The following is a 19,430-nucleotide window of genomic DNA, read 5'->3' as shown; positions in this document are numbered from 1 at the left end:
GTCAGTTCCTGACGCCACAGTGCAATCAGACACTGACACAGCGCGATTTCTTGTTCATGCGGTTCGCCCACAGGTATAGTCCACCTGCGCGCGCACCGCCAATATCAGGAAATCCCTAGATCATGGAGGCGGGACCGCTTGGCCCAAGCAACGCTCGACGACTTTATCGAGGCTTTGACAAAAGCTGCGAACACAGCCCCCTCGCTGGGGGTCGGTGCGGTCTGGGACCTGACGACAGCGTTCTACGCGGACCATGGGTTCGACAAGCTGATCTATGTGGATACCCGACCGGACGGGATGAACATGATGACCACGCTGTCCCCGGTCTGGGTCGCGCGGTATCAGGACTGCGACTATGCGCGGATAGACCCGTTCTTTACCCATTGCGGCGCAACCTTCCGTCCGATTTCCACGGGGATCGCCTATGCGGACAGGCATGACGGCCTGTCGGCAGATCAGGTTGCCATGATCCGCGAGGCGGCCGAATTCGGGATCAATGCGGGGTTTTCGTCGACGATCCGTCTGCATGGCCCGTCTGGCATGACGGGGTGGAACATCGGATCGTCGCTGGACCGCGCAGAGGTCGACAGGTTGCGCATCGCGCACGAAGCCGTTCTGCGGCTTGCGTCCGTTCATGCGCATGATGCCCTGCGGTCCCTGCGACACACCGTTCTTTCGCCGCGCGAAGAGCAGTGCCTGTCGTTGCTTGCAAGTGGGTTACGCACCAAGGAAATCGCGCGGAGGCTGATGCTCAGCCCTGCGTCGGTGGAATTGTATCTACGCAACGCCCGCCAAAAGCTGGGCGCAGCCACGCGAGAACAGGCGATCGCGATCGCCACCGAAAAGCGGCTGCTGGCGAACAGATAGATCAGGTCGTCATGCGCCGTCTGCCGCCGGGGCCTGCGCCCTGTCGAATTGTCCGTAATCCCTGCGCAGGTGATAGATTGCGACGCTCTCCAGTCCTGGCGTGTCACTGTAGCGCGCCAAAGCACCCTGCGCATCGGCCAGCCCCGCATAGGTTGCCAGCGCGATGAAACGGTCTTTGTGGTTGACGCTTTCAAACGCGTGCAGCCCGTCGGACAGGACCGGCTTCGACCCATAAAGCGCCAACACATATGCGCCGTCGCCAGCCGCGGTTTCATCTGGCATGACCGGATGCCCGGCCTGCCGATGCAGGACCCGCGCGCCGACACGGATCCGGTAATCGGCGAAATGCACCTTGCGCCCCGCTGTCTGCGACCGGCGATGATCGCGGTCCTTGCGCCATGCGACAATCGCCTCCTCGCTGTCCCAAAGCTGGTGTGACAACAACAAGTCCGGTTGCGTCAGAGACAGATACCGATCCAGAAACACAAGCCCTGTGTGCTGCGCCAGCACCGGACGCAACCGGGCGACATGCGCGAAGTAGTGATCAAGATGCCCCGGCAACGGGCGCATTTCAAAGAACAAAGCGTGCATGATGACCTTTCGCTTGTCATCCGGCAAAGGCGGCAAGACCCGCCGGATCACGATCAGGCTGCCGCAATTTCAGACCGAAAACAAGGTTGGGACCTCGAAGGATCAGGCGGCTTGCGCTGCCAGAAACCCTTGCAGCCGTTCGGTCTGAGGCTTGCGCAGAACGTCTTTGGGATCACCTTGTTCGGCGATAACGCCCTGATCCAGAAAAATGACGCGGTTCGCCACGTCACGGGCGAAATTCATCTCGTGCGTCACCACGATCATCGTGCGGCCTTCCTCGGCCAGACTGCGCATGACGCGCAGCACCTCGCCCACCAGTTCGGGGTCAAGAGCACTTGTCGGTTCGTCGAACAGCATCAGTTCGGGTTCCATCGCCAGCGCGCGGGCAATGGCCACGCGCTGCTGTTCGCCGCCGGACAGAAAGCCGGGATAGGCATCCTGCCTGTGGGCGACACCGACGCGGGCAAGATAATGGTCCGCACGCTCGCCCGCCTCCGTCCGCGACAGGCCATGCACGCGCATCGGGCCAAGCATGACGTTTTCGCGCGCGGTCATATGCGCCCACAGGTTGAACTGCTGGAACACCATCGTCACGCGGGCGCGAAAGGCACGCAATTGCGCGGGGTCCGCGACGGTCTGGTCACCGTTGCGGTCGCGTTTGCAGCTCAGGGCCTGCCCGCCAAGGCTGATCTGTCCCGCCGTCGGATGTTCCAGAAAGTTCAGACAGCGCAGAAACGTGCTTTTGCCGGACCCGGACGATCCGATCATGGAAATCACGTCGCCTTTTGCGGCGGACAGGCTGATGCCGCGCAGCACCTCGTGATTGCCGAAACTTTTGCGGATGTCGGTGGCGTCAAGCATGGCGGTCATGGCTTTCCCTCAGGGGCTAAGCAGCGCACCGTCCCGGAACGGAACACTGCCTGCAATTTTGCCAAGCCGCTTGCCGGCCTCGGCGATACGTGTGGCGGGGCGGGCGTAGAAAACGCCCGAAGTTGTGGCCTGTACCGGCGTCACGGTGCCGGTATCAAGATCGGTAATCTCGGCGACGACCTGCCCTGCCGTGACCTGTGTACCGACAGGGACGGGGTAGGACAGTAAGCCCGCGACGGGCGCTGTCAGCGCCTCGGACCCCGCAAGGGGTGTCGGCGCGCAGGCCGCATCCGGCAGATCGACCGATCCTGTCAGCGCACCAAGCCAGATCAGGTAATCCATGATCGCCTGCGCGTCGCGCATCCCCATGTCACGGCAGACATCGGACCTGCCGCGCAGTTCAAGGGTGGTGCTGATACAGCCAAGCGGGATCGGATGATCGGGGAACCGTGCGGACAGCGCCGTCCATGGTCCCGACACCGCTTCGTCGAACGGGTTGCCGCCCGATACCTCGGCCAAGAGCGCGGCACGGCAACCGGTCAGCGCGGCCAGCGGCGCAAAGGTGGGCCATGCGGCAGGCTGGGTGTAAAGATGCATCGCGGCTTCGCCATCGCAATGCAGGTCAAGCACGACATCAGCCTGCATCGCGCATCCCATCAGGTGATGGCGCAGGGTCTCTACCGGGCCGACAGGCTCATGATCCTGCAAAGCGGCGGACAGGGCCGTGCGGATCAGCGCACGATTAGCGGCTTCATCCAAGGTAAGGTCGTGCGCCACACGCGCAGCCACGCGTTCGGCAAGGTCCGGATAATCACGGTTGAAATTGCGTCCGTCGTAGAAATCGAACCGTCCGGCATGATCGCCGTGCAGGATCTGGCCCAGCCCCAGCGAATTGGCGAAAGGCACGACAGTCAGCGTGCCGATCATGCGCCCGTCCTTTTCAGCGACGGCAAGCAGGTCGGCAAGCAGCCGCGCGACCATCATGCCGGGCCCTTCATCGGCATGCAGCCCGCCTTGGATATGGACATGCGGGCGGGCGTCGGGGTCGCCGAATGTGAACGCCGTGACACTGTGTTTCGTGCCTGCGCCACGTCCGGCGAAATTGAAGCGGTGCCTATGCATGGGCGGTGGCCTTTTCTGCTGCTGGTCGCGCCGTCGCGCTGGCGCGCGGGTCAAGGTGGCGAAGAAAGTGCCGCTCCAACCCGCGGAAAAGGGTGGTCAGCGCCAAAGTCAGGCCAAGGTAAAACACTGCCGCCATACCGAAACTTTCGGGAATGACCAGATAGTTGGTATAGACATCGCGCCCCACCCGCAGGATTTCGACGATGGTGATGGTGCTGGCAAGGGCGGTCGCATGCATCAATTGCACGATCTCGTTGCCATATTGCGGCAGGGCGCGCCGCCATGCCCCCGGCCAGAACACATCGCGGAACACCTGCGCGCGGGTCAGGCCCATGGCGCGGGCGGCCTCGATCTCGCCCGATGGGGTGGTGCGGATGGCACCTGCGAAAATCTCGGTCGTATAGGCCGTGGTATTCAGCGTGAACGCGAGCCATGCGCAGAACCACGGATCGCGCAGCATCGGCCAGAGCGCGCTGTCGCGGATCAGCCCGAATTGCGGCAGGCCATAGTAGATGATGAACAGCTGCACCAAAAGCGGTGTGCCCCGGATCACGTAGGTAAAGCCGAACACCGGCCATGACGCCCAGCGGCTTTGCGCGGTTCTGGCCACTGCCAGCGGAACTGACAGCACCAGCCCGCTGATCGCCGCCGTGACCAGCAGGAACAGCGTCATCAGCAGCCCGTTCCAGAAGGCGGGCAGCATGTCGATCACGATCGTCCAGTTGATCATCGGACCGCCTCTGCCTTGATGCCACGCGAAACGCGGCGGTTGAGCGCGCCCAGCGCAATGATGGAAACCGTCGTCACCGCCAGATAGATCAATCCGATCAGCGCATAGAAAGTGAACGGCTCTCGCGTCGCGGCCGAGGCAAGCGAGGCGCGATGCACCATGTCATCCAGTCCGATGATCGACACCAGCGCCGTCGCCTTGAGCATGACCAGCCAGTTGTTCGTGAAACCGGGGATCGCGTGCCGGATCATCTGCGGGATCGTGATGTCGCGCATCACCTGCCCGCGCGTCAGGCCCATGGCGTGCCCCGCCTCGATCTGCCCGCGCGGAATCGCAAGGATCGCGCCACGGAAGGTTTCCGTCAGATAGGCACCGAACACGAAACCCAGCGTGATCGTACCCGCCACGAAGGCATTGATGTCGATGTACCCCCAACCCTGCGCCTGCGTCAGGCGGTTCAGCATGATCTGGCCACCATAGAAGATGATCAGCATCAACAAGAGGTCAGGCAGCGCGCGGATGACGGTCGTATAACCCCATCCGATGCCGCGCAGCACCGGCGACGACGACAGCTTGGCGCTGGCTCCCATCATCCCGAAAACACAAGCCACCGCCAGCGACACAAGCGCCACCGACAACGTGACCTGCAATCCGTCCAGGATCATCGGCAAATAGCCATGAAACATCATCGTCCCCCCGGCGTCGGTCGCCCCCTGTCGTGCAGGGGGCGGCCTTTGTTACTGGCGTGCGCCGACGGGCATGATGTCAAAGTCGAAATAGGCCGATGCCATCTCGTCATAGGTGCCGTCGGCCATGATCGCGGCCAGGGCTTCGTTCACGCGGGTGCGCAGCGCGTTGTCACCCTTGCGCATCGCGATGCCGACACCGCCGTCAACACCGTCTGTCAGCGTGATTGGTTCGCCAACCTGCGCGAAACCTTCGCCTTCGGGCTGGTTCAGGAACGCCTCGGCCGATACGACGGACGACCCAAAGGCCACGTCGCCGCGCCCGGCCATCAGTTCCAGGTACACCGCCGGTTCGCGGTCAACGGCAAGGATGTCGCTGTCAGGGTAGGTCGCCGCCAGATATTCGGCGCGCGGGCTGTTGCGCAGCACGATAATCGTCTTGCCAGCCAGTTCTTCGGGGCTGTAGCCTTCGAACGCACCCTCTGCCGCGATAAAGCGCGACGGGACATCGTAATAGGGATCAGAGAAATCGACGACTTCCTTGCGCTTTTCGGTGATCGTCATCGAGGCCACGATCATATCGAACTTGTTGGCCGCCAGCGCCGGGATCATCCCGTCCCATTCCTGCTGCACCATCGTGCATTCCGCGCTCATCCGGTCGCAAAGCACATTGGCGATATCGATGTCGAATCCGGACAGCGTCCCGTCAGGCGACACCTGGCTGAAGGGCGGGTAATTGCCTTCGACGCCGATGCGGATTTCATCCTGCGCAATGGCCGGGGCCGCGAGAAGCGCCGCAAACGATACGGCGGCAAGGGATTTGTACATGGGAGGCTCCTGTTGGATGCCGGATAAACCGACTTGTTGTGATTGATTAACTTTCATAAGTTTGAAAAATGAAAATGAATAAGTCAACAGAGAACTTGGGCTGGACCGCTGGCGCGACCCGGCACTTTGCCGACAGCGCCTTGGGCCAGCAGGTCGTGGCGCGGATGCGCGACGGATCAAAGTCGCAGCGGGCGCTGTCGGATTTCATCCTGCGCAACCCGGTTTTCGTCGCGACCCACGGGATCGAGGACATCTCGCAAGCTGCGGGTATCTCGGCCAGTACGATCAGCCGCTATGTCAGGGATCTGGGGATCGACAATTATGCCGCCTTTCGCGCAGAGGTGGCGAACCGGGTGCATGACCTGATTGCCCCTGTGACCAAGCTGGAAAGCCGCCTGGCCCAAGGCGCACAAGGGGCATCGGCGTCGGAATCCTCTCTCGCATCGGCCCGCGCGCAGTTGGACAGCCTGTCGGATGACGCGACCGCCGCTGCGATACAACAAGCGACGAAAACGTTGTGTGACGCGCGGCAGATCTGGGTCATCGGCTTTGGGCTATCGGCCCATCTGGCGGCGATTCTGGCGCTTGGCCTTCAGCCTTACCGCGATGCGGTGTTCAACGTCGTGCAGTTCGGCGGGACAGAGGTTGCGGCGGGGCGGCTGATGTCGGTCGGACCGGGCGATACCGTGGTGGCGATTTCATTCCCGCGCTATTCCAGCGACGTGATCGAGCTGTCGAAGGCCGCAAAATCCATGGGCGCGAACCTGATCGCGCTGACCGATTCGCCAGCATCCCCCTTGGCGCAGATCGCGGATCAGGTGTTGATGGCGCCAGCGCAGCATCCGATCCTGTCGTCGTCCTGTCTGCCGGGCCTCGCGTTGATCGAGGCGCTTTTGGCCGAATTCCTGCTGTCGGATCCCGCGCATGTCCACCGTGCGGGTCGGATGGCGGCGATCATGTCCGCCTATCTTGCCGATGGCGGCAGCTAGCGCTGGGCGGCAGTCACCTCGACCTCGACCAGAAATTCGGGGCGGGTGAACCCCGACACGATCACAAGGGTCGAGGCGGGCAACCGTGTCGCCGTCGCCAGCCATGCGTCGCGTGCCTTCATATAATCCGGCATATGGTCGCGCTGCGTGACGAAGGCGTTGATGCGGATCACGTCATGCGGGGTCATGCCAGCGTCGTGCAGGATCGCCGCGCAATGCGCAAAGCAGACCTGCGCCTGTTCGAACGCGGTGGCTGGGACTCGGCCCTGCGCATCAAGCCCCAACTGCCCGGATGTCACGACGATGCGCGCGCCAGGCGGCACCTCGACGCCATGCGCGTAGCGACCAAACGGGGCAGGCAGAACGGGCGGGGATAGCTGTCGCATCATGGCTCCTTTTTGTGGACCGCAGGGCATTGTGACGGCGCGATCGCACCCGCGGCATATGAAACGCGCACCGACCGGCCATTTCGGCGTCGACGCTGTAATTTCTGGCACCTGCCGACGGAATCACGGTGAATCTGGTGGTTTTTTGGGCAGGAACTGACTCTGCGTGATCACGCACCCGCTTTTCCTTGATTCTGCAACGCAGCGAATTGTTGCTGAGCAAAAGCGTTAATCATCCGGGGAGCCTTTGGAATGAAAATCCGTCGCCTTTTACTTGCCACCACCGTCATGCCCTTTGCCGCGGTGGCCACCGCACAGACCGCATTGGTCGATGTCACCTACGGCACCAACTGGGTCGCGCAGGCGGAACATGGCGGGTTCTATCAATCCGTCGCCGATGGCACCTATGAAGCCTGCGGGCTGAACGTCACGATCCTGCCGGGTGGTCCGCAGGTCAACAACCAGGCACTGATGCTGGCCGGACGGATCGATTTCTATATGGGTGGCACGCTGGATGCGTTCTTTGGCGTGGCCGAGGGGCTGCCGCTGGTGAACGTGATGGCGTCGTTCCAGAAGGATCCGCAAGTCATCATCAGCCACCCCGGCCGCGTCGGCAGTTTCGCGGAACTGACCGACCTGACGATGATCGTGCAGGACGGCGCGCCCTATTACGAATGGATGAAGGCCGCTTATGGCTTCAACGATGAGCAGCGCCAGCCCTACACATTCAACTCTGCCCCGTTCCTCGTGAACACTGAAAGCGCGATGCAGGGGTATCTGTCTTCCGAACCCTACGCGATCGAGGTTGAAACCGGCATGGTGCCGGATGTCTGGCTGATCGCGGATGCCGGATTCTCTGCCTATTCGACGACCATCCAGACGCTGGCCGAAACAGTCGAAACGCAGCCCGAGGTCGTGAAATGCTTTGTCGAAGGGTCGATTCTCGGCTGGTACAACTACATCTACGGCGACAACAGCGCCGCCAATGAACTGATCATGTCGGACAACCCCGACATGACGATGGACAAAATCGAATTCGCCATCGCCATGATGAAAGACGAAGGCATCATCGACAGCGGCGATACTGAAACGCTGGGCGTCGGCGCAATGACCGAGGCGCGGATGAACGACTTTTACGCCAAGATGGTCGAGGCTGGCGTGATCGAGGGCGGACTTGATATCAGCACGAGCTATTCGCTCGACTTCGTGAACGCCGGGCTGGGGATGGACCTGAAACCCTGACCCCAAAGGCGAGCTTTGAAAGGAGCATCATGACCACGCAACCGCGCATGATCTTGCCCGCCGGACAGCGCGCGCCCGTCTTGTCGATGCAATCCGTTGACAAGACGTTCAACGGGAACGTGGTCGCCTTGCAGCGGATGTCGCTGACAGTGAACGAGGGCGACTTCATCTCGCTGTTGGGGCCGTCGGGCTGTGGTAAATCAACCGCCTTGCGCCTGATCGCCGGGCTGATGCGGCCGACGCTGGGCCGGATCACATGGGAAGGCGGGCAAGGGGCCGATGATCTGGGCGTGGTGTTTCAGGAAGCAACCTTGATGCCATGGACCACCGTGGCCAAAAACGTCTGGCTGCCGTTCCGCCTGCGCGGTCAATCCTTTGCGCAGGTCAAGGACCGGATCGAGGAAGTGCTGGCCCTGGTAGGTCTTGAGAAATTCGCGAATGCCTATCCGCGCGAATTGTCGGGCGGGATGAAGATGCGGGTGTCCATCGCGCGGGCGCTTGTCACGAACCCGCGCCTGATCCTGATGGACGAACCATTCGCCGCGCTGGATGAGATCACCCGCCAAAGGTTGAACGACGATCTGTTGAACCTCAAGGCGCGCACCGGGGCGACGGTGATTTTCGTCACCCATTCGGTGTTCGAAAGCGTGTTCCTGTCCGACCGGATATTGGTGATGGCTGCGCGACCGGGGCGGATCATCCGCGAAATCGCGGTCGATGCGCCCTATCCGCGTGGCATCGACTGGCGCACATCGCCGGAATACGCGCAGATCGCGCGCGAAACATCGGACACATTGATGAGCACGCTGGCCCCAGAGGAGACACATTGATGTCCGCAACCGAACAGGCTCTTGGCCGCGGCAAGACGGAAAACACCGCCATGGTCGATATCGACGAACTTGCCTTTGCCCGCAAAAAGCGTGTCGAGGCCATTGCGAAATGGGTACTGCCCATCCTTGTTCTGTCGCTCAGCGTCTGGATCTGGGACCGCATCGTCGTCGTGAACGCGATTCCACATTACGTGCTGCCGCGCCCCGGCCTTGTCCTGCAAACGCTGGTCGACGACTGGCACACGCTTTATCCGTCCCTGTTGGTGACGTTGCAGATCACGTTGATGGCGCTGGCGGTTGCGATCATCGGCGGGGTCGGGCTGGCCGTGCTGTTCACGCAAAGCAAACTGGCGGAAATGTCGTTTTCGCCTTTTGCGGTGATCTTGCAGGTAACCCCCATCGTGGCCATCGCGCCGCTGATCTTCATCTATATCGAAAACCGGATGGTGGGCCTGCTGCTATGCGCGTGGATCGTCGCGTTCTTTCCGATCCTTGCCAATACGTCGCTGGGGCTGAAATCGGCGGACCACAACCTGCGGGACCTGATGCTGATCTACAAGGCAAGCCGCTGGCAGCGCCTGCGCTATCTGCAACTGCCGTCCGCCTTGCCCTATTTCCTTGGGGGCCTGCGGATCGCGGGTGGCCTCGCGCTGATCGGCGCGGTGGTCGCCGAATACGTCGCTGGCACCGGCGGGATCGGGTCCGGCCTTGCGTTCCGCATTCTCGAGGCGGGATACCGCCTGAACATTCCGCGGATGTTCGCCGCATTGTTGCTGATCGCGCTGACAGGTGTTGTCATCTTCGCGATCACCACGGCGATCAGCCATTTTGCACTGCGCAAATGGCATGAAAGCGCACTGAAACGGGAATGATGATGCCATTCAAGGACTTGCCTGACGTTGCCGCCCTGCGGCTGACCAATCTGACTGTGCCGGGGTATCTGGTGGGGCAATCCGCCTCGCTGGTGGCGCATAGCCTGACGATTGTGGATGGCGTAATCAGTGACGCTCCGGCCGAGGCAGAGGTCGACATGCAGGGCGCGCTGGCGCTGCCCTGTTTCGTCGACATGCACACCCATCTGGACAAGGGCCACATCTGGGCGCGCCAACCCAACCCCGACGGCACCTTTGACGGGGCGATCAATGCCGTCGGCGTGGATGCACGCGCCAACTGGAACGCCGACGATCTGCGGGCGCGGATGGATTTTTCGCTGCGCTGCGCCTATGCGCACGGCACCCGCGCGATCCGCACCCATCTGGACAGCCACACACCCCAGGACGCGATTACATGGCCTGTCTTCGCCGAGATGCGCGACACATGGGCGGGCCGGATCGCATTGCAGGCCGCCAGCCTGTCGTCGTGTGATTATATCGAAGAGAAAGACGCATTCAGCGCCACCGCCGATCTGGTTGCGGGGACAGGGGGTGTTCTTGGCACCGTGACCTATCCCAATCCCAACATCGTCGCGCAAATCAGCGGCTTTCTTGCCGCCGCCACCGTCCGGGGGCTGGAGGCAGATTTCCACGTCGATGAAACGCTCGACCCTTCCGTCAACACCCTGCGCCTGATCGCGGCAGAGGTGCTCGCCTCGCATTTCGATGCAAAGGTCGTCGTCGGGCACCTGTGCAGCCTGTCCACAATGGATGAGACCGAGGCGCTGCACACGCTCGATCTGGTCGCCAAGGCAGGGCTGCATGTCGTCAGCCTGCCGATGTGCAACCTGTATCTGCAAGACAGGCACACAGGCCGCACGCCGCGCAATCGCGGGATCACGCTGGTCCACGAGATGAAGGCGCGGGGGATCAACGTCAGCTTTGCCTCCGACAATACGCGCGATCCGTTCTACGCATATGGCGACATGGACATGATCGAGGTGCTGCGCGAGGCGACCCGCATCGGGCATCTGGATCATGCCGACCCCGACTGGTGCCGTACGGTTCTGACGAACCCCGCCGCGGCCTGCGGCTTTGACGCGCCGTCGCTGGCGGTGGGCACCCCTGTCGATCTGGTGATCTGCAATGCGCGCAGCTGGAACGAGCTCTTCGCCCGCCCGCAATCCGACCGGATCGTGCTGCGCGCCGGGCGCGCCATCGACACGACCTTGCCCGCCTATGCCGAACTTGACCATCTGATGAGGACGCACTGATGAAACCGAATGTCGCCGCCGCTCTTGCCGCTCTGTCGCATCTGGAGATCGACACCAACCCCGTCGCCGTCAAAGCGAAAAGCCGGGATTTTTTCTGGTATTCGCCCGTGCTCAAGGCGCGGCTGGACGGGGTTGTCGGCGATTTCGTCGTCTCGCCCAAGTCCGAGGCCGAGGTGATCGAGGTGCTGAAAACCTGCTATGCCCACAATGTCCCCGTCACGACACGCGGCACCGGCACGGGCAATTACGGGCAGGCGATGCCGCTGGCGGGCGGCTGCATCCTGCACATGCACAAGATGAACGCGGTCAAGGAAATCCATCCGGGCCGCTGCATTGTCGAACCGGGCTGCCTCCTGAAAGACATCGACGCGGCCTGCATCAGTCATTCAGCGCAGGAATTGCGCATGTTTTCATCCACCTGGGCCACGGCCACCATCGGCGGTTTCATCGCGGGCGGGTCCGGCGGGGTCGGATCGGTGCGATGGGGGTCGTTGCGCGACCCCGGCAACATCATCCGCCTGCGCGTGATCACGATGGAAGAAGAGCCCCGCATCCTTGAATGTCGCGGCGATGATCTGCACCGCGTCAGCCACGCCTATGGCACCAATGGCATCATCACGGAAATCGAGATACCGCTCGCCCCCGCTTATGACTGGGTCGGCATCTTCGTCACCCTGCCGGATTTCGACGAGGCCATGCAGTTCAGCTATGATCTGGCCTCCTGTGACGGGCTGCTGATCAAGCTTGCCACGATATTCGAGGCACCGACCGCGCAGGATTATTTCCAGCGCGTCGCACCCCATGTGCAGCCGGGCGACACCGTGCTGGCGCTGATGGTCGCCCCCCATGCGATGGAGGCCTTCACGACCTTCTGCACGCAGTTTCCAACCGCCAAAGTGATCTATCGGTCCGATGCGAGCGATTGGGACCGTGATCCGGGCCATGTGTTCGAATACGGCTGGAACCACACGACCCTGCGCGCGCTCAAAGTCGATCCGACGATCACCTATCTGCAAGTGGGCTATGGCACCGACGATCCGCTGGCCCTGATCGCCGAGATCCGCGCCAAATTCTCGCCCGAGGTGTTGCAGCATATCGAGGTGACGCGCCAGAACGGGCGGGTGGCGATGGGCGGTCTGAGCCTTGTCAAATTCACGACCGAGGCGCGGCTGGATGAAATCGTCGCCCTGCACGAGGCGGCGGGCGCGATGGTGTTCAACCCGCACCGCTATACGCTGGAGGAAGGCGGGCGGCAGTCCACCGACCAGCGCCAGCTTGATTTCAAGCGCGAGGCGGACCCCAAGGGCCTGCTGAACCCCGGCAAGATGATCGCATGGGACAATCCCGACTGGTCCTATGACCAGATGTACGCCTGGCCCGGCCTGACGAAGGTGGCTGAATGATGCCAAAGGCGCTGCTGGTCTATGCCCATCCCTGCGAAGAAAGTTTTGCCTCGGCCCTGCATGCGGCGACGGCAGAGGCGCTGACCAAGGCAGGCTGGGACGTAGACGATTGCGACCTTTACGCCGAAAAATTCGATCCCGTGCTGTCAGCGCAGGAACGGCGCAATTACCATGACACCGCGATCAATACCGCCCCCGTGCAGGGCTATGTCGACCGGCTGCGCGCAGCGGATGCGCTGGTGCTGGTCTTTCCAGTCTGGAACTTCGGCTATCCTGCTATCCTGAAAGGGTTTTTCGACCGTGTTTTCCTGCCCGGCGTGTCGTTCGACCTGACGCCGACAGGGGTGCAGGGCTGTTTGCAGAACATCCGCAAGCTGGCAGCGGTCACGACCTATGGAGCCACCCCGCTGCGTGCCTTTCTGGCAGGGGACCCACCGCGCAAGCTGGTCAAGCGCGCGGTCTGGGGTGTGACGAAGCCCGACAAGGTCCGGTATCTTGCGCTGCACAACATGAACCACGCGACCCACGCCCAGCGCACCGGCTATCTGGCCCGTGTGCGGTCGGAAATGGCGGCACTATGAAAGCTCTGGTCATCTATGCGCATCCCGCCGAGGGCAGTTTCAACGCCGCGATACGCGATCTTGTGGTCGAAAAACTGTCCGCGGCCGGTGCCGAAATCCGGCTGCGGGATCTTTATGCCGAAGGGTTCCAGCCGGTTCTGACCGGCCCGGAATGGACAGGCTACACCGACAGTCCCGCCAATCGCGCGCCTGTCGGGGATCATTGCGCCGATGTGGGTTGGTGCGACACCTTGATCTTTGTCTACCCGACATGGTGGTACGGGATGCCCGCGATGCTGAAAGGCTGGCTTGACCGCGTGCTGTTGCCCGATGTGGCGTTCCTGATGCCCGACGACACGCACCGCACGATCCGGCGCGGGCTGCAGCACATCCGGCGGATGGGTGTTTTCACGACCTGCGGTGCCAGTCGCTGGCTGACCTTTCTGATCGGCGCGCCCGGCAAGCGGACCTTGCTGCGCGGTGTGGGCCTGCTACTGCATCCGCGCGCGAAAAAGGTGTTCGCAGCGCATTTCCTGATGGACACCTCGACTGACGCCAGCCGCAGGCGACATCTGCGCCGCGTTGCCGCCCGCATGGACCGGCTGATCGGTAAACCCGCGCGCCAGGCCGCCATGAAGGAGCAGACAGGATGAGACGTGACTGGAAAGACTTTCGCGCGCCGGAATATGCGGCCATCGACCCGATGCGCACCATTACGATTCTGCCGACAGCGGCGATCGAACAGCACGGCCCGCATCTGCCGGTGGGTGTGGACACGATCATCAACGAAGGGCTGCTGGACCTGTTGCGCCAGCGCGCCCCCGAGGATCTGGATTTCCGCATCCTGCCTGTCATGGCGGTGGGCAAGTCGAACGAACACCTTTGGGCCAAGGGCACGCTGACGCTGACGGCGGAAACCGCCCTGCGCGCCTGGACCGAAATCGGGCTGAGCGTGGCGCGCGCCGGGGTCCGCAAGATGCTGATCCTGAACAGCCACGGTGGCAATGTGGACCTGATTTCCATCCTATCGCGCGAATTGCGGGTGCAGGCTGGGATGTATTGCGTGCGGATGGGCTGGGGCGGGCTTGGCCTGCCCGACGGCCTTTTTTCCGAACAGGAAATGCGCCACGGCATCCATGGCGGGGACAGCGAAACATCCCTGATGCTGCATTTCGCGCCTGACACCGTGGATATGACGGCGGCGCAGGATTTCCGGTCCACTGCGGAAACCAGCCCGGTATCGCCTATCGGGGCAGTCGCCTATGGCTGGATCGCCAGTGACATCAATCCGCATGGCGTCGCAGGAGAGGCGCATCTTGCGACCGCTGAAAAGGGCAAACAAGCAGCCGAACACATGGTCGATTCCGTGATCGGGCTGCTGCATGCCATGACCCGCGAACCCATTGATCGGTTCGCGCCCGTCCACGCGCCGTTTTCCGCAAGCTGACACCAGACGGCGCCCAAGGGAACCTTCGGGCACGTCGTCAGTTGTTCCCAGCAGAGACCGGCCAATGGCCCGGCCGATCGCGTCACCGCCGGCCCGGCTAGGCCGCGCTCAAATCAATCGCTCTTGGACCCTGCCCGCCGGTCGATGTCGTCCGGCGGCACAGCGGACCAGTGCAACGAAAGAAATATCCATGAACCAGATCATCTATATCGTAGGTGCCGTCGTCATCGTTATCGCCATTCTCAGCTTTGTCGGCCTTGCCTGACAGGCTGTCACGACAAACAACAAGAAAGGATAGGCCCATGCCCGCCATCATCGCCTGGCTCTTGGGCGCGCCTCTGGTCGTCGTGATCATTGTCGCGCTGCTTTTCTAAGGCAAGCCACATCACAAAAGGCTCAGGCAGCGATGCCTGAGCCTTTTGTTGTCACTGAACATGCGTATTGCGCATCCTGACCTCAGCTCAAACTCACCTCCGGTCATTTGGATTGTCCGATGGTTGATTTCTGGGGCGACGTGGTGTGCCGCCCTCCCAGTCTTTCTGCCCATAAATCCGTATTGCGCAAGATGCTGTGCCCCGATGGGGCCAGACAGACCCTTTGCCGACCTCTGCGTTCCAAAGGATTTTACGCGACCCACATGCAAGAACCGATCCGCCTCAGCGCCTTTTGACGGTTGCAGCCATCTGGCGTCGGCAAACGGGGTGGTCCGTTATGATGTAAGGCCCCAGAAATCCGCGATGTGGCGGGTCGAGGAAATGCCGACTTCCAGCATATATTTGCCCTCTTTGCCCAAACCATCGTCGCCCCCGGCGCTGATCGGGGTGCCGTGGCCCATATTGCCGATGATGTATTGCTCGATCACCACCCGCCCGTCCGCGTCGCACCAGACTTCCCGGGGAAAGCCGTCAACCATCTCGACATGTGTCGGCGGGCCTTCGACCTTGTGGATCTTCTGCCACTGCCGGACGATCGAACTGGCGTTGGAATTGTCGACGGTTGTATCATCATCGCCATGCCAGACAGAGATTGTGGGCCAAGGCCCCGTGAATGTCGAAGCTCCGCGCACGAGTGCGTCAAGCTGGCTATCGGACGGACTACCATAGCCATTCATGCGAACCAGCGCCTCCATCATGTTGGTCGCGCTGCGGTAGGGTAGCCCCGCGATGATCGCACCACCTGCGAACACTTCCGGGTAGGTCGCAAGCATAACAGACGTCATCGCTCCGCCCGAGGACATGCCCGTAATGAACACGCGCGATGGGTCGATGGCATGATCGTCAACGACCTGTTTGATCATCTGCCGAATGGACAACGGCTCGCCGCCGCCCCGGTGGCTGTCGCCCAGCTTGAACCAGTTGAAGCTGCCAATGGGGTTGTTTGCCTTGCGTTGCTCCGGAAAAAGGAGCGCAATCCCGCATTCATCGGCGAGAGCCGACCAGCCTGACCCGATATTGTAGCTTTCCGGAGACTGCGTGCTGCCATGCAGGACAACAACGAGCGGGCGTCCCTTGGGCAGGTTCTTCGGAACGTAGGTGTCCGCGCCCAGCGATCCGGGGTCGGTTCCAAAATGCCCAAGGGCGCTGAGGTGATCACTGGTTTCTGGGGAGATCGGCATGAAGAGATCCATTTTCGCGGGATTTCCTCGTATGTACGCGAATAAGGGCTGCGTGGGCTGATATGGATCAGTTCCTTGACCAAGAACCGTCAATAGCTATCAAAGGACAAAGACCCTGACCAAACACGGACAAAACCTCAAGGGCCAGCGTCTAAAAGCCGCCGCGCGTCACAGACATTATATGTATGGTGGTGAGCCGGTCGGGATCCGAACCCGAGACCTACTGATTAAAAGTCAGTTGCTCTACCAACTGAGCTACCGGCCCACACAGGCCGCTACTTAGAAAGCTGCTGCATCGCGGTCAACCCCCAAATGCCTTCGCCGCTGGATATGTGTCCTGGCATTGTTTATATCGCCGCCATGACACAAACCGATCAGACCTTTCTGCCTTTTCGCAAGATGCACGGGCTTGGCAACGACTTCGTTGTCGTTGACGAACGCGGGACAACGCCGCGCGTCACGGCAGCGCTTGCGCGCGCGATTGCCGACAGGCACCGGGGCGTCGGGTTTGACCAGCTGGCGGTGATCTCTGACACGCCCGATGCGGACCTGCATCTGACCTTCTGGAACAGCGACGGCACGACCGCCGCCGCCTGTGGCAATGCGACGCGCTGCATCGCGCGGCTGGTCATGGACCAGACCGGACAGCGCGATCTGACAATCACAACGGACCGCGGCACGCTAAAGGCTGTCGATCCCGGCAACGGGCTGACCTCGGTCAACATGGGCCAACCACAGCTGGACTGGCACGAAATTCCGCTGGCCGAACAAATGGATACGCTGCAACTGCCCATCGACGGTGCGCCGACGGCCACCGGCATGGGCAACCCGCATTGCACGTTCTTCGTCGATGATGTCAACGCCGTGGACCTTGCCTCGCGCGGCGCGCTGATGGAACATCACCCGCTGTTCCCGCAACGCACCAATGTCCAGTTCGCCAGCGTGATCGGCCCCGACCATCTGCGGATGCGCGTCTGGGAACGCGGGGTCGGGGTGACGCTGGCATCGGGGTCGTCGTCCTGTGCCGTTGCGGTTGCGGCGGCACGACGCGGGCTGACAGGCCGCACCGTCACCATCACGCTCGACGGTGGTGACCTTGCCATCGATTGGCGCGATGACGGTGTCTGGATGACGGGTGCGACGGCCTATGTGTTCGACGGGCAATGGCGGCTCTGATGACCAAGGCACCGATCTTTTCGAATCACGGCTGCCGTCTGAACGCCTATGAAACCGAGGCGATGAAAGACCTTGCAGCCACCGCCGGTGTGCAGAACGCCGTCATCGTGAACACCTGCGCCGTGACAGCCGAGGCCGTGCGCAAGGCGCGTCAGGACATCCGCAAATTGCGCCGTGACCATCCGGCTGCGCGCATCATCGTGACAGGCTGCGCCGCGCAAACCGAACCCGATACATTCGCGCTCATGCCCGAGGTCGACGTCGTGATCGGCAATACCGAAAAGATGGAGCCCGCGACCTGGGCAGGGCTGACACCCGACCTGATCGGCACGACCGAGCCCGTGCAGGTCGATGACATCATGTCGGTGACAGAAACGGCGGGCCACCTGATCGACGGCTTCGGCACCCGCAGCCGCGCCTATGTACAGGTGCAAAACGGCTGCGACCATCGCTGCACCTTTTGCATCATCCCCTTCGGCCGTGGCAATTCGCGGTCCGTGCCTGCGGGCGTCGTGGTAGACCAGATCAAACGGCTGGTGGATCGCGGCTATCAGGAGGTCGTGCTGACCGGCGTCGACCTGACCAGCTGGGGGGCCGACCTGCCATCAGCCCCGAAACTGGGCGATCTGGTGATGCGCATCCTGAAACTGGTGCCCGACCTGCCGCGCCTGCGGATCAGCTCGATCGATTCGATCGAGGTCGACGACAACCTGATGGCCGCCATCGCGACGGAACCGCGCCTGATGCCACATCTGCACCTGTCGCTGCAACATGGTGACGATCTGATCCTGAAACGGATGAAACGCCGCCACCTGCGCGACGATGCGATCGGTTTCTGCGAAACCGCGCGCCGCTTGCGCCCCGACATGACATTCGGCGCGGACATCATTGCGGGCTTTCCCACCGAAACCGAGGACATGTTCGCCAATTCGCTGGCCCTCGTGCGGGAATGCGACCTGACATGGCTGCACGTCTTCCCCTATTCCGCGCGCCCCGGCACCCCCGCCGCGCGCATGCCCGCCGTGAATGGTGCCGCGATCAAGGACCGCGCCGCCCGCCTGCGGGCCGCTGGCGATGCGCAGGTCAGCACGCATCTTGCCGCCCAGATCGGGCGCACCCATCACATCCTGATGGAAAGCCCGCGCATGGGCCGCACCGAACAATTCACCGAAGTGACCTTTGCCGCCGACCAACCCGAAAGCCGGATCGTCACGGCGACAATCACCGGAGTTGCCGACAATCGCCTGACTGCCTGACATCTTCCGAGCCTAAATATCCCCGCCGGAGGCAAGACTCTTTGCAATCCCGCCCCATCCTCTGGACCTTCCGCCGCTGTCCTTTCGCCATGCGCGCAAGGCTTGCGATCCATGCCAGCGGCGTGCAGGTGGATCTGCGTGAAATCCTGCTGCGCGACAAACCGGCGGCGTTTCTGGCGACATCCCCCAAAGGCACCGTGCCGGTCATCGACACCGGGGGTCGCGTGATCGCCGAAAGCCGCGACATCATGCTCTGGGCGCTCAACCAGCACGACCCGGAAGACTGGCTTGCCATGACGCAGGACGGGCATGACCTGATCGACCACTGCGACGGGCCGTTCAAGTCCGCGCTCGACCACACCAAATACGCCGTGCGCTACCCGGATCTCGATCTGGTCACGGAACGCGACAAGGCACTGGATTTTCTAAGAGATCTTGACGCGCGGCTGCGCGGGTCGGCATACCTGTTCGGACCGCAGGCGCGCATGGCCGATATGGCGATCCTGCCATTCGTGCGCCAGTTCGCGCATATCGACATGGATTGGTTTGCAGCGCAGGACATGCCGGACCTCGCGCGCTGGCTGGAGGATTTCAAAAGCTCGCACCGCTTTGCCGCCGTGATGCGGAAATATCCACCTTGGCAAAACGGGCAGGATCAGGTCTTGTTCGCGTGATCTTCATATAGG

At 62.1% G+C, this 19,430-nt stretch carries 22 protein-coding genes and 1 tRNA gene; 13 read left to right on the top strand and 10 right to left on the bottom strand.

The window, feature by feature from the left end:
- Window positions 1-138: 138 nt before the first annotated feature.
- Window positions 139-867, top strand: coding sequence for a helix-turn-helix transcriptional regulator (locus H147_RS20275; RefSeq protein ID WP_019954386.1), 729 nt, complete (start codon window positions 139-141; stop codon window positions 865-867).
- A 9-nt stretch (window positions 868-876) separates the two neighbouring features.
- On the opposite strand, the gene H147_RS0105675 is transcribed toward H147_RS20275, so the two are convergent.
- The 6 genes from H147_RS0105675 to H147_RS0105650 all read right to left on the bottom strand — a co-directional run bounded on the left by H147_RS0105675 (window position 877) and on the right by H147_RS0105650 (window position 5,694).
- Window positions 877-1,458 carry an antibiotic biosynthesis monooxygenase family protein gene (locus tag H147_RS0105675; protein WP_026352283.1) on the bottom strand — a complete coding sequence of 194 codons (582 nt, stop codon included), beginning with the start codon at window positions 1,456-1,458 and terminating at the stop codon, window positions 877-879.
- 102 nt (window positions 1,459-1,560) lie between these two features.
- Window positions 1,561-2,328: an ABC transporter ATP-binding protein gene (locus H147_RS0105670; RefSeq protein WP_019954384.1), complete on the bottom strand. Its 768-nt coding sequence runs from the start codon at window positions 2,326-2,328 to the stop codon at window positions 1,561-1,563.
- 9 nt (window positions 2,329-2,337) lie between these two features.
- On the bottom strand, window positions 2,338-3,450 hold the full coding sequence (locus H147_RS19375; protein WP_051108187.1) for a succinylglutamate desuccinylase/aspartoacylase family protein: 1,113 nt from the start codon (window positions 3,448-3,450) through the stop codon (window positions 2,338-2,340).
- The gene (locus tag H147_RS0105660) at window positions 3,443-4,180 is read right to left on the bottom strand and encodes an ABC transporter permease (RefSeq protein ID WP_019954382.1); all 738 of its coding nucleotides are present in this window, start codon (window positions 4,178-4,180) and stop codon (window positions 3,443-3,445) included. Before H147_RS0105660 ends, H147_RS19375 begins: the two co-directional genes overlap by 8 nt.
- A complete protein-coding gene (locus tag H147_RS0105655; protein ID WP_026352282.1) occupies window positions 4,177-4,866 on the bottom strand; it encodes an ABC transporter permease in 690 nt (229 codons plus the stop codon). The genes H147_RS0105660 and H147_RS0105655 overlap by 4 nt, the downstream gene beginning before the upstream one ends.
- A gap of 51 nt (window positions 4,867-4,917) precedes the next feature.
- A complete protein-coding gene (locus tag H147_RS0105650; RefSeq protein WP_019954380.1) occupies window positions 4,918-5,694 on the bottom strand; it encodes a transporter substrate-binding domain-containing protein in 777 nt (258 codons plus the stop codon).
- Window positions 5,695-5,768: 74 nt separating this feature from the next.
- On the opposite strand from H147_RS0105650, the gene H147_RS19370 reads away from it, so the two are divergent.
- Entirely contained in the window at window positions 5,769-6,683 is a 915-nt protein-coding gene (locus H147_RS19370) for a MurR/RpiR family transcriptional regulator (protein WP_162561636.1), read from the top strand.
- Here H147_RS19370 and H147_RS0105640 read toward each other — a convergent pair.
- On the bottom strand, window positions 6,680-7,069 hold the full coding sequence (locus H147_RS0105640) for a RidA family protein (protein ID WP_110570923.1): 390 nt from the start codon (window positions 7,067-7,069) through the stop codon (window positions 6,680-6,682). The genes H147_RS19370 and H147_RS0105640 overlap by 4 nt on opposite strands.
- 252 nt (window positions 7,070-7,321) lie before the next feature.
- On the opposite strand from H147_RS0105640, the gene H147_RS0105635 reads away from it, so the two are divergent.
- From H147_RS0105635 to H147_RS0105600, 8 genes are read left to right on the top strand one after another with little or no spacing between them, the layout of a single operon-like run.
- Window positions 7,322-8,311, top strand: coding sequence for an ABC transporter substrate-binding protein (locus H147_RS0105635; protein WP_019954377.1), 990 nt, complete (start codon window positions 7,322-7,324; stop codon window positions 8,309-8,311).
- A gap of 29 nt (window positions 8,312-8,340) precedes the next feature.
- Window positions 8,341-9,141: an ABC transporter ATP-binding protein gene (locus tag H147_RS0105630; protein ID WP_019954376.1), complete on the top strand. Its 801-nt coding sequence runs from the start codon at window positions 8,341-8,343 to the stop codon at window positions 9,139-9,141.
- Entirely contained in the window at window positions 9,141-10,013 is an 873-nt protein-coding gene (locus tag H147_RS0105625) for an ABC transporter permease (RefSeq protein ID WP_019954375.1), read from the top strand. The genes H147_RS0105630 and H147_RS0105625 overlap by 1 nt, the downstream gene beginning before the upstream one ends.
- Window positions 10,010-11,287 carry a cytosine deaminase gene (locus tag H147_RS0105620; RefSeq protein WP_019954374.1) on the top strand — a complete coding sequence of 426 codons (1,278 nt, stop codon included), beginning with the start codon at window positions 10,010-10,012 and terminating at the stop codon, window positions 11,285-11,287. The genes H147_RS0105625 and H147_RS0105620 overlap by 4 nt, the downstream gene beginning before the upstream one ends.
- A complete protein-coding gene (locus H147_RS0105615; RefSeq protein WP_019954373.1) occupies window positions 11,287-12,690 on the top strand; it encodes an FAD-binding oxidoreductase in 1,404 nt (467 codons plus the stop codon). The genes H147_RS0105620 and H147_RS0105615 overlap by 1 nt, the downstream gene beginning before the upstream one ends.
- Window positions 12,690-13,271: an NAD(P)H-dependent oxidoreductase gene (locus H147_RS0105610; protein ID WP_110570921.1), complete on the top strand. Its 582-nt coding sequence runs from the start codon at window positions 12,690-12,692 to the stop codon at window positions 13,269-13,271. The genes H147_RS0105615 and H147_RS0105610 overlap by 1 nt, the downstream gene beginning before the upstream one ends.
- Window positions 13,268-13,903 (top strand): NAD(P)H-dependent oxidoreductase, encoded by a 636-nt coding sequence (locus tag H147_RS0105605; RefSeq protein ID WP_019954371.1) that lies wholly within the window; start codon window positions 13,268-13,270, stop codon window positions 13,901-13,903. The genes H147_RS0105610 and H147_RS0105605 overlap by 4 nt, the downstream gene beginning before the upstream one ends.
- Complete coding sequence (locus H147_RS0105600; RefSeq protein ID WP_019954370.1) at window positions 13,900-14,697, top strand: creatininase family protein; 798 nt, start codon at window positions 13,900-13,902, stop codon at window positions 14,695-14,697. Before H147_RS0105605 ends, H147_RS0105600 begins: the two co-directional genes overlap by 4 nt.
- A gap of 97 nt (window positions 14,698-14,794) precedes the next feature.
- Here H147_RS0105600 and H147_RS20935 read toward each other — a convergent pair whose 3' ends face one another.
- From H147_RS20935 to H147_RS0105585, 3 genes are all read right to left on the bottom strand, one after another.
- Window positions 14,795-15,052, bottom strand: a complete 258-nt coding sequence (locus tag H147_RS20935) for a hypothetical protein (protein ID WP_019954369.1) — start codon at window positions 15,050-15,052, stop codon at window positions 14,795-14,797.
- Between the two features lie 354 nt (window positions 15,053-15,406).
- Window positions 15,407-16,405 carry an extracellular catalytic domain type 1 short-chain-length polyhydroxyalkanoate depolymerase gene (locus H147_RS0105590; protein WP_245541107.1) on the bottom strand — a complete coding sequence of 333 codons (999 nt, stop codon included), beginning with the start codon at window positions 16,403-16,405 and terminating at the stop codon, window positions 15,407-15,409.
- 96 nt (window positions 16,406-16,501) lie between these two features.
- Window positions 16,502-16,577 (bottom strand) — tRNA-Lys (locus H147_RS0105585).
- A 95-nt stretch (window positions 16,578-16,672) separates the two neighbouring features.
- On the opposite strand from H147_RS0105585, the gene dapF reads away from it, so the two are divergent.
- From dapF to H147_RS0105570, 3 genes are read left to right on the top strand one after another with little or no spacing between them, the layout of a single operon-like run.
- The gene (gene dapF / locus H147_RS0105580) at window positions 16,673-17,488 is read left to right on the top strand and encodes a diaminopimelate epimerase (protein WP_026352277.1); all 816 of its coding nucleotides are present in this window, start codon (window positions 16,673-16,675) and stop codon (window positions 17,486-17,488) included.
- Window positions 17,488-18,744: a tRNA (N(6)-L-threonylcarbamoyladenosine(37)-C(2))-methylthiotransferase MtaB gene (gene mtaB / locus H147_RS0105575; protein ID WP_043699424.1), complete on the top strand. Its 1,257-nt coding sequence runs from the start codon at window positions 17,488-17,490 to the stop codon at window positions 18,742-18,744. The genes dapF and mtaB overlap by 1 nt, the downstream gene beginning before the upstream one ends.
- Window positions 18,745-18,785: 41 nt before the next feature.
- Window positions 18,786-19,418, top strand: a complete 633-nt coding sequence (locus H147_RS0105570; protein WP_081625826.1) for a glutathione S-transferase — start codon at window positions 18,786-18,788, stop codon at window positions 19,416-19,418.
- Window positions 19,419-19,430: the final 12 nt, after the last annotated feature.

This window comes from Yoonia vestfoldensis DSM 16212 (assembly GCF_000382265.1).
Classification (GTDB): domain Bacteria; phylum Pseudomonadota; class Alphaproteobacteria; order Rhodobacterales; family Rhodobacteraceae; genus Yoonia; species Yoonia vestfoldensis.
The sequence above is the reverse complement of the archived record's forward strand: the minus strand, read 5'-3'. Positions and strand labels throughout refer to the sequence as shown.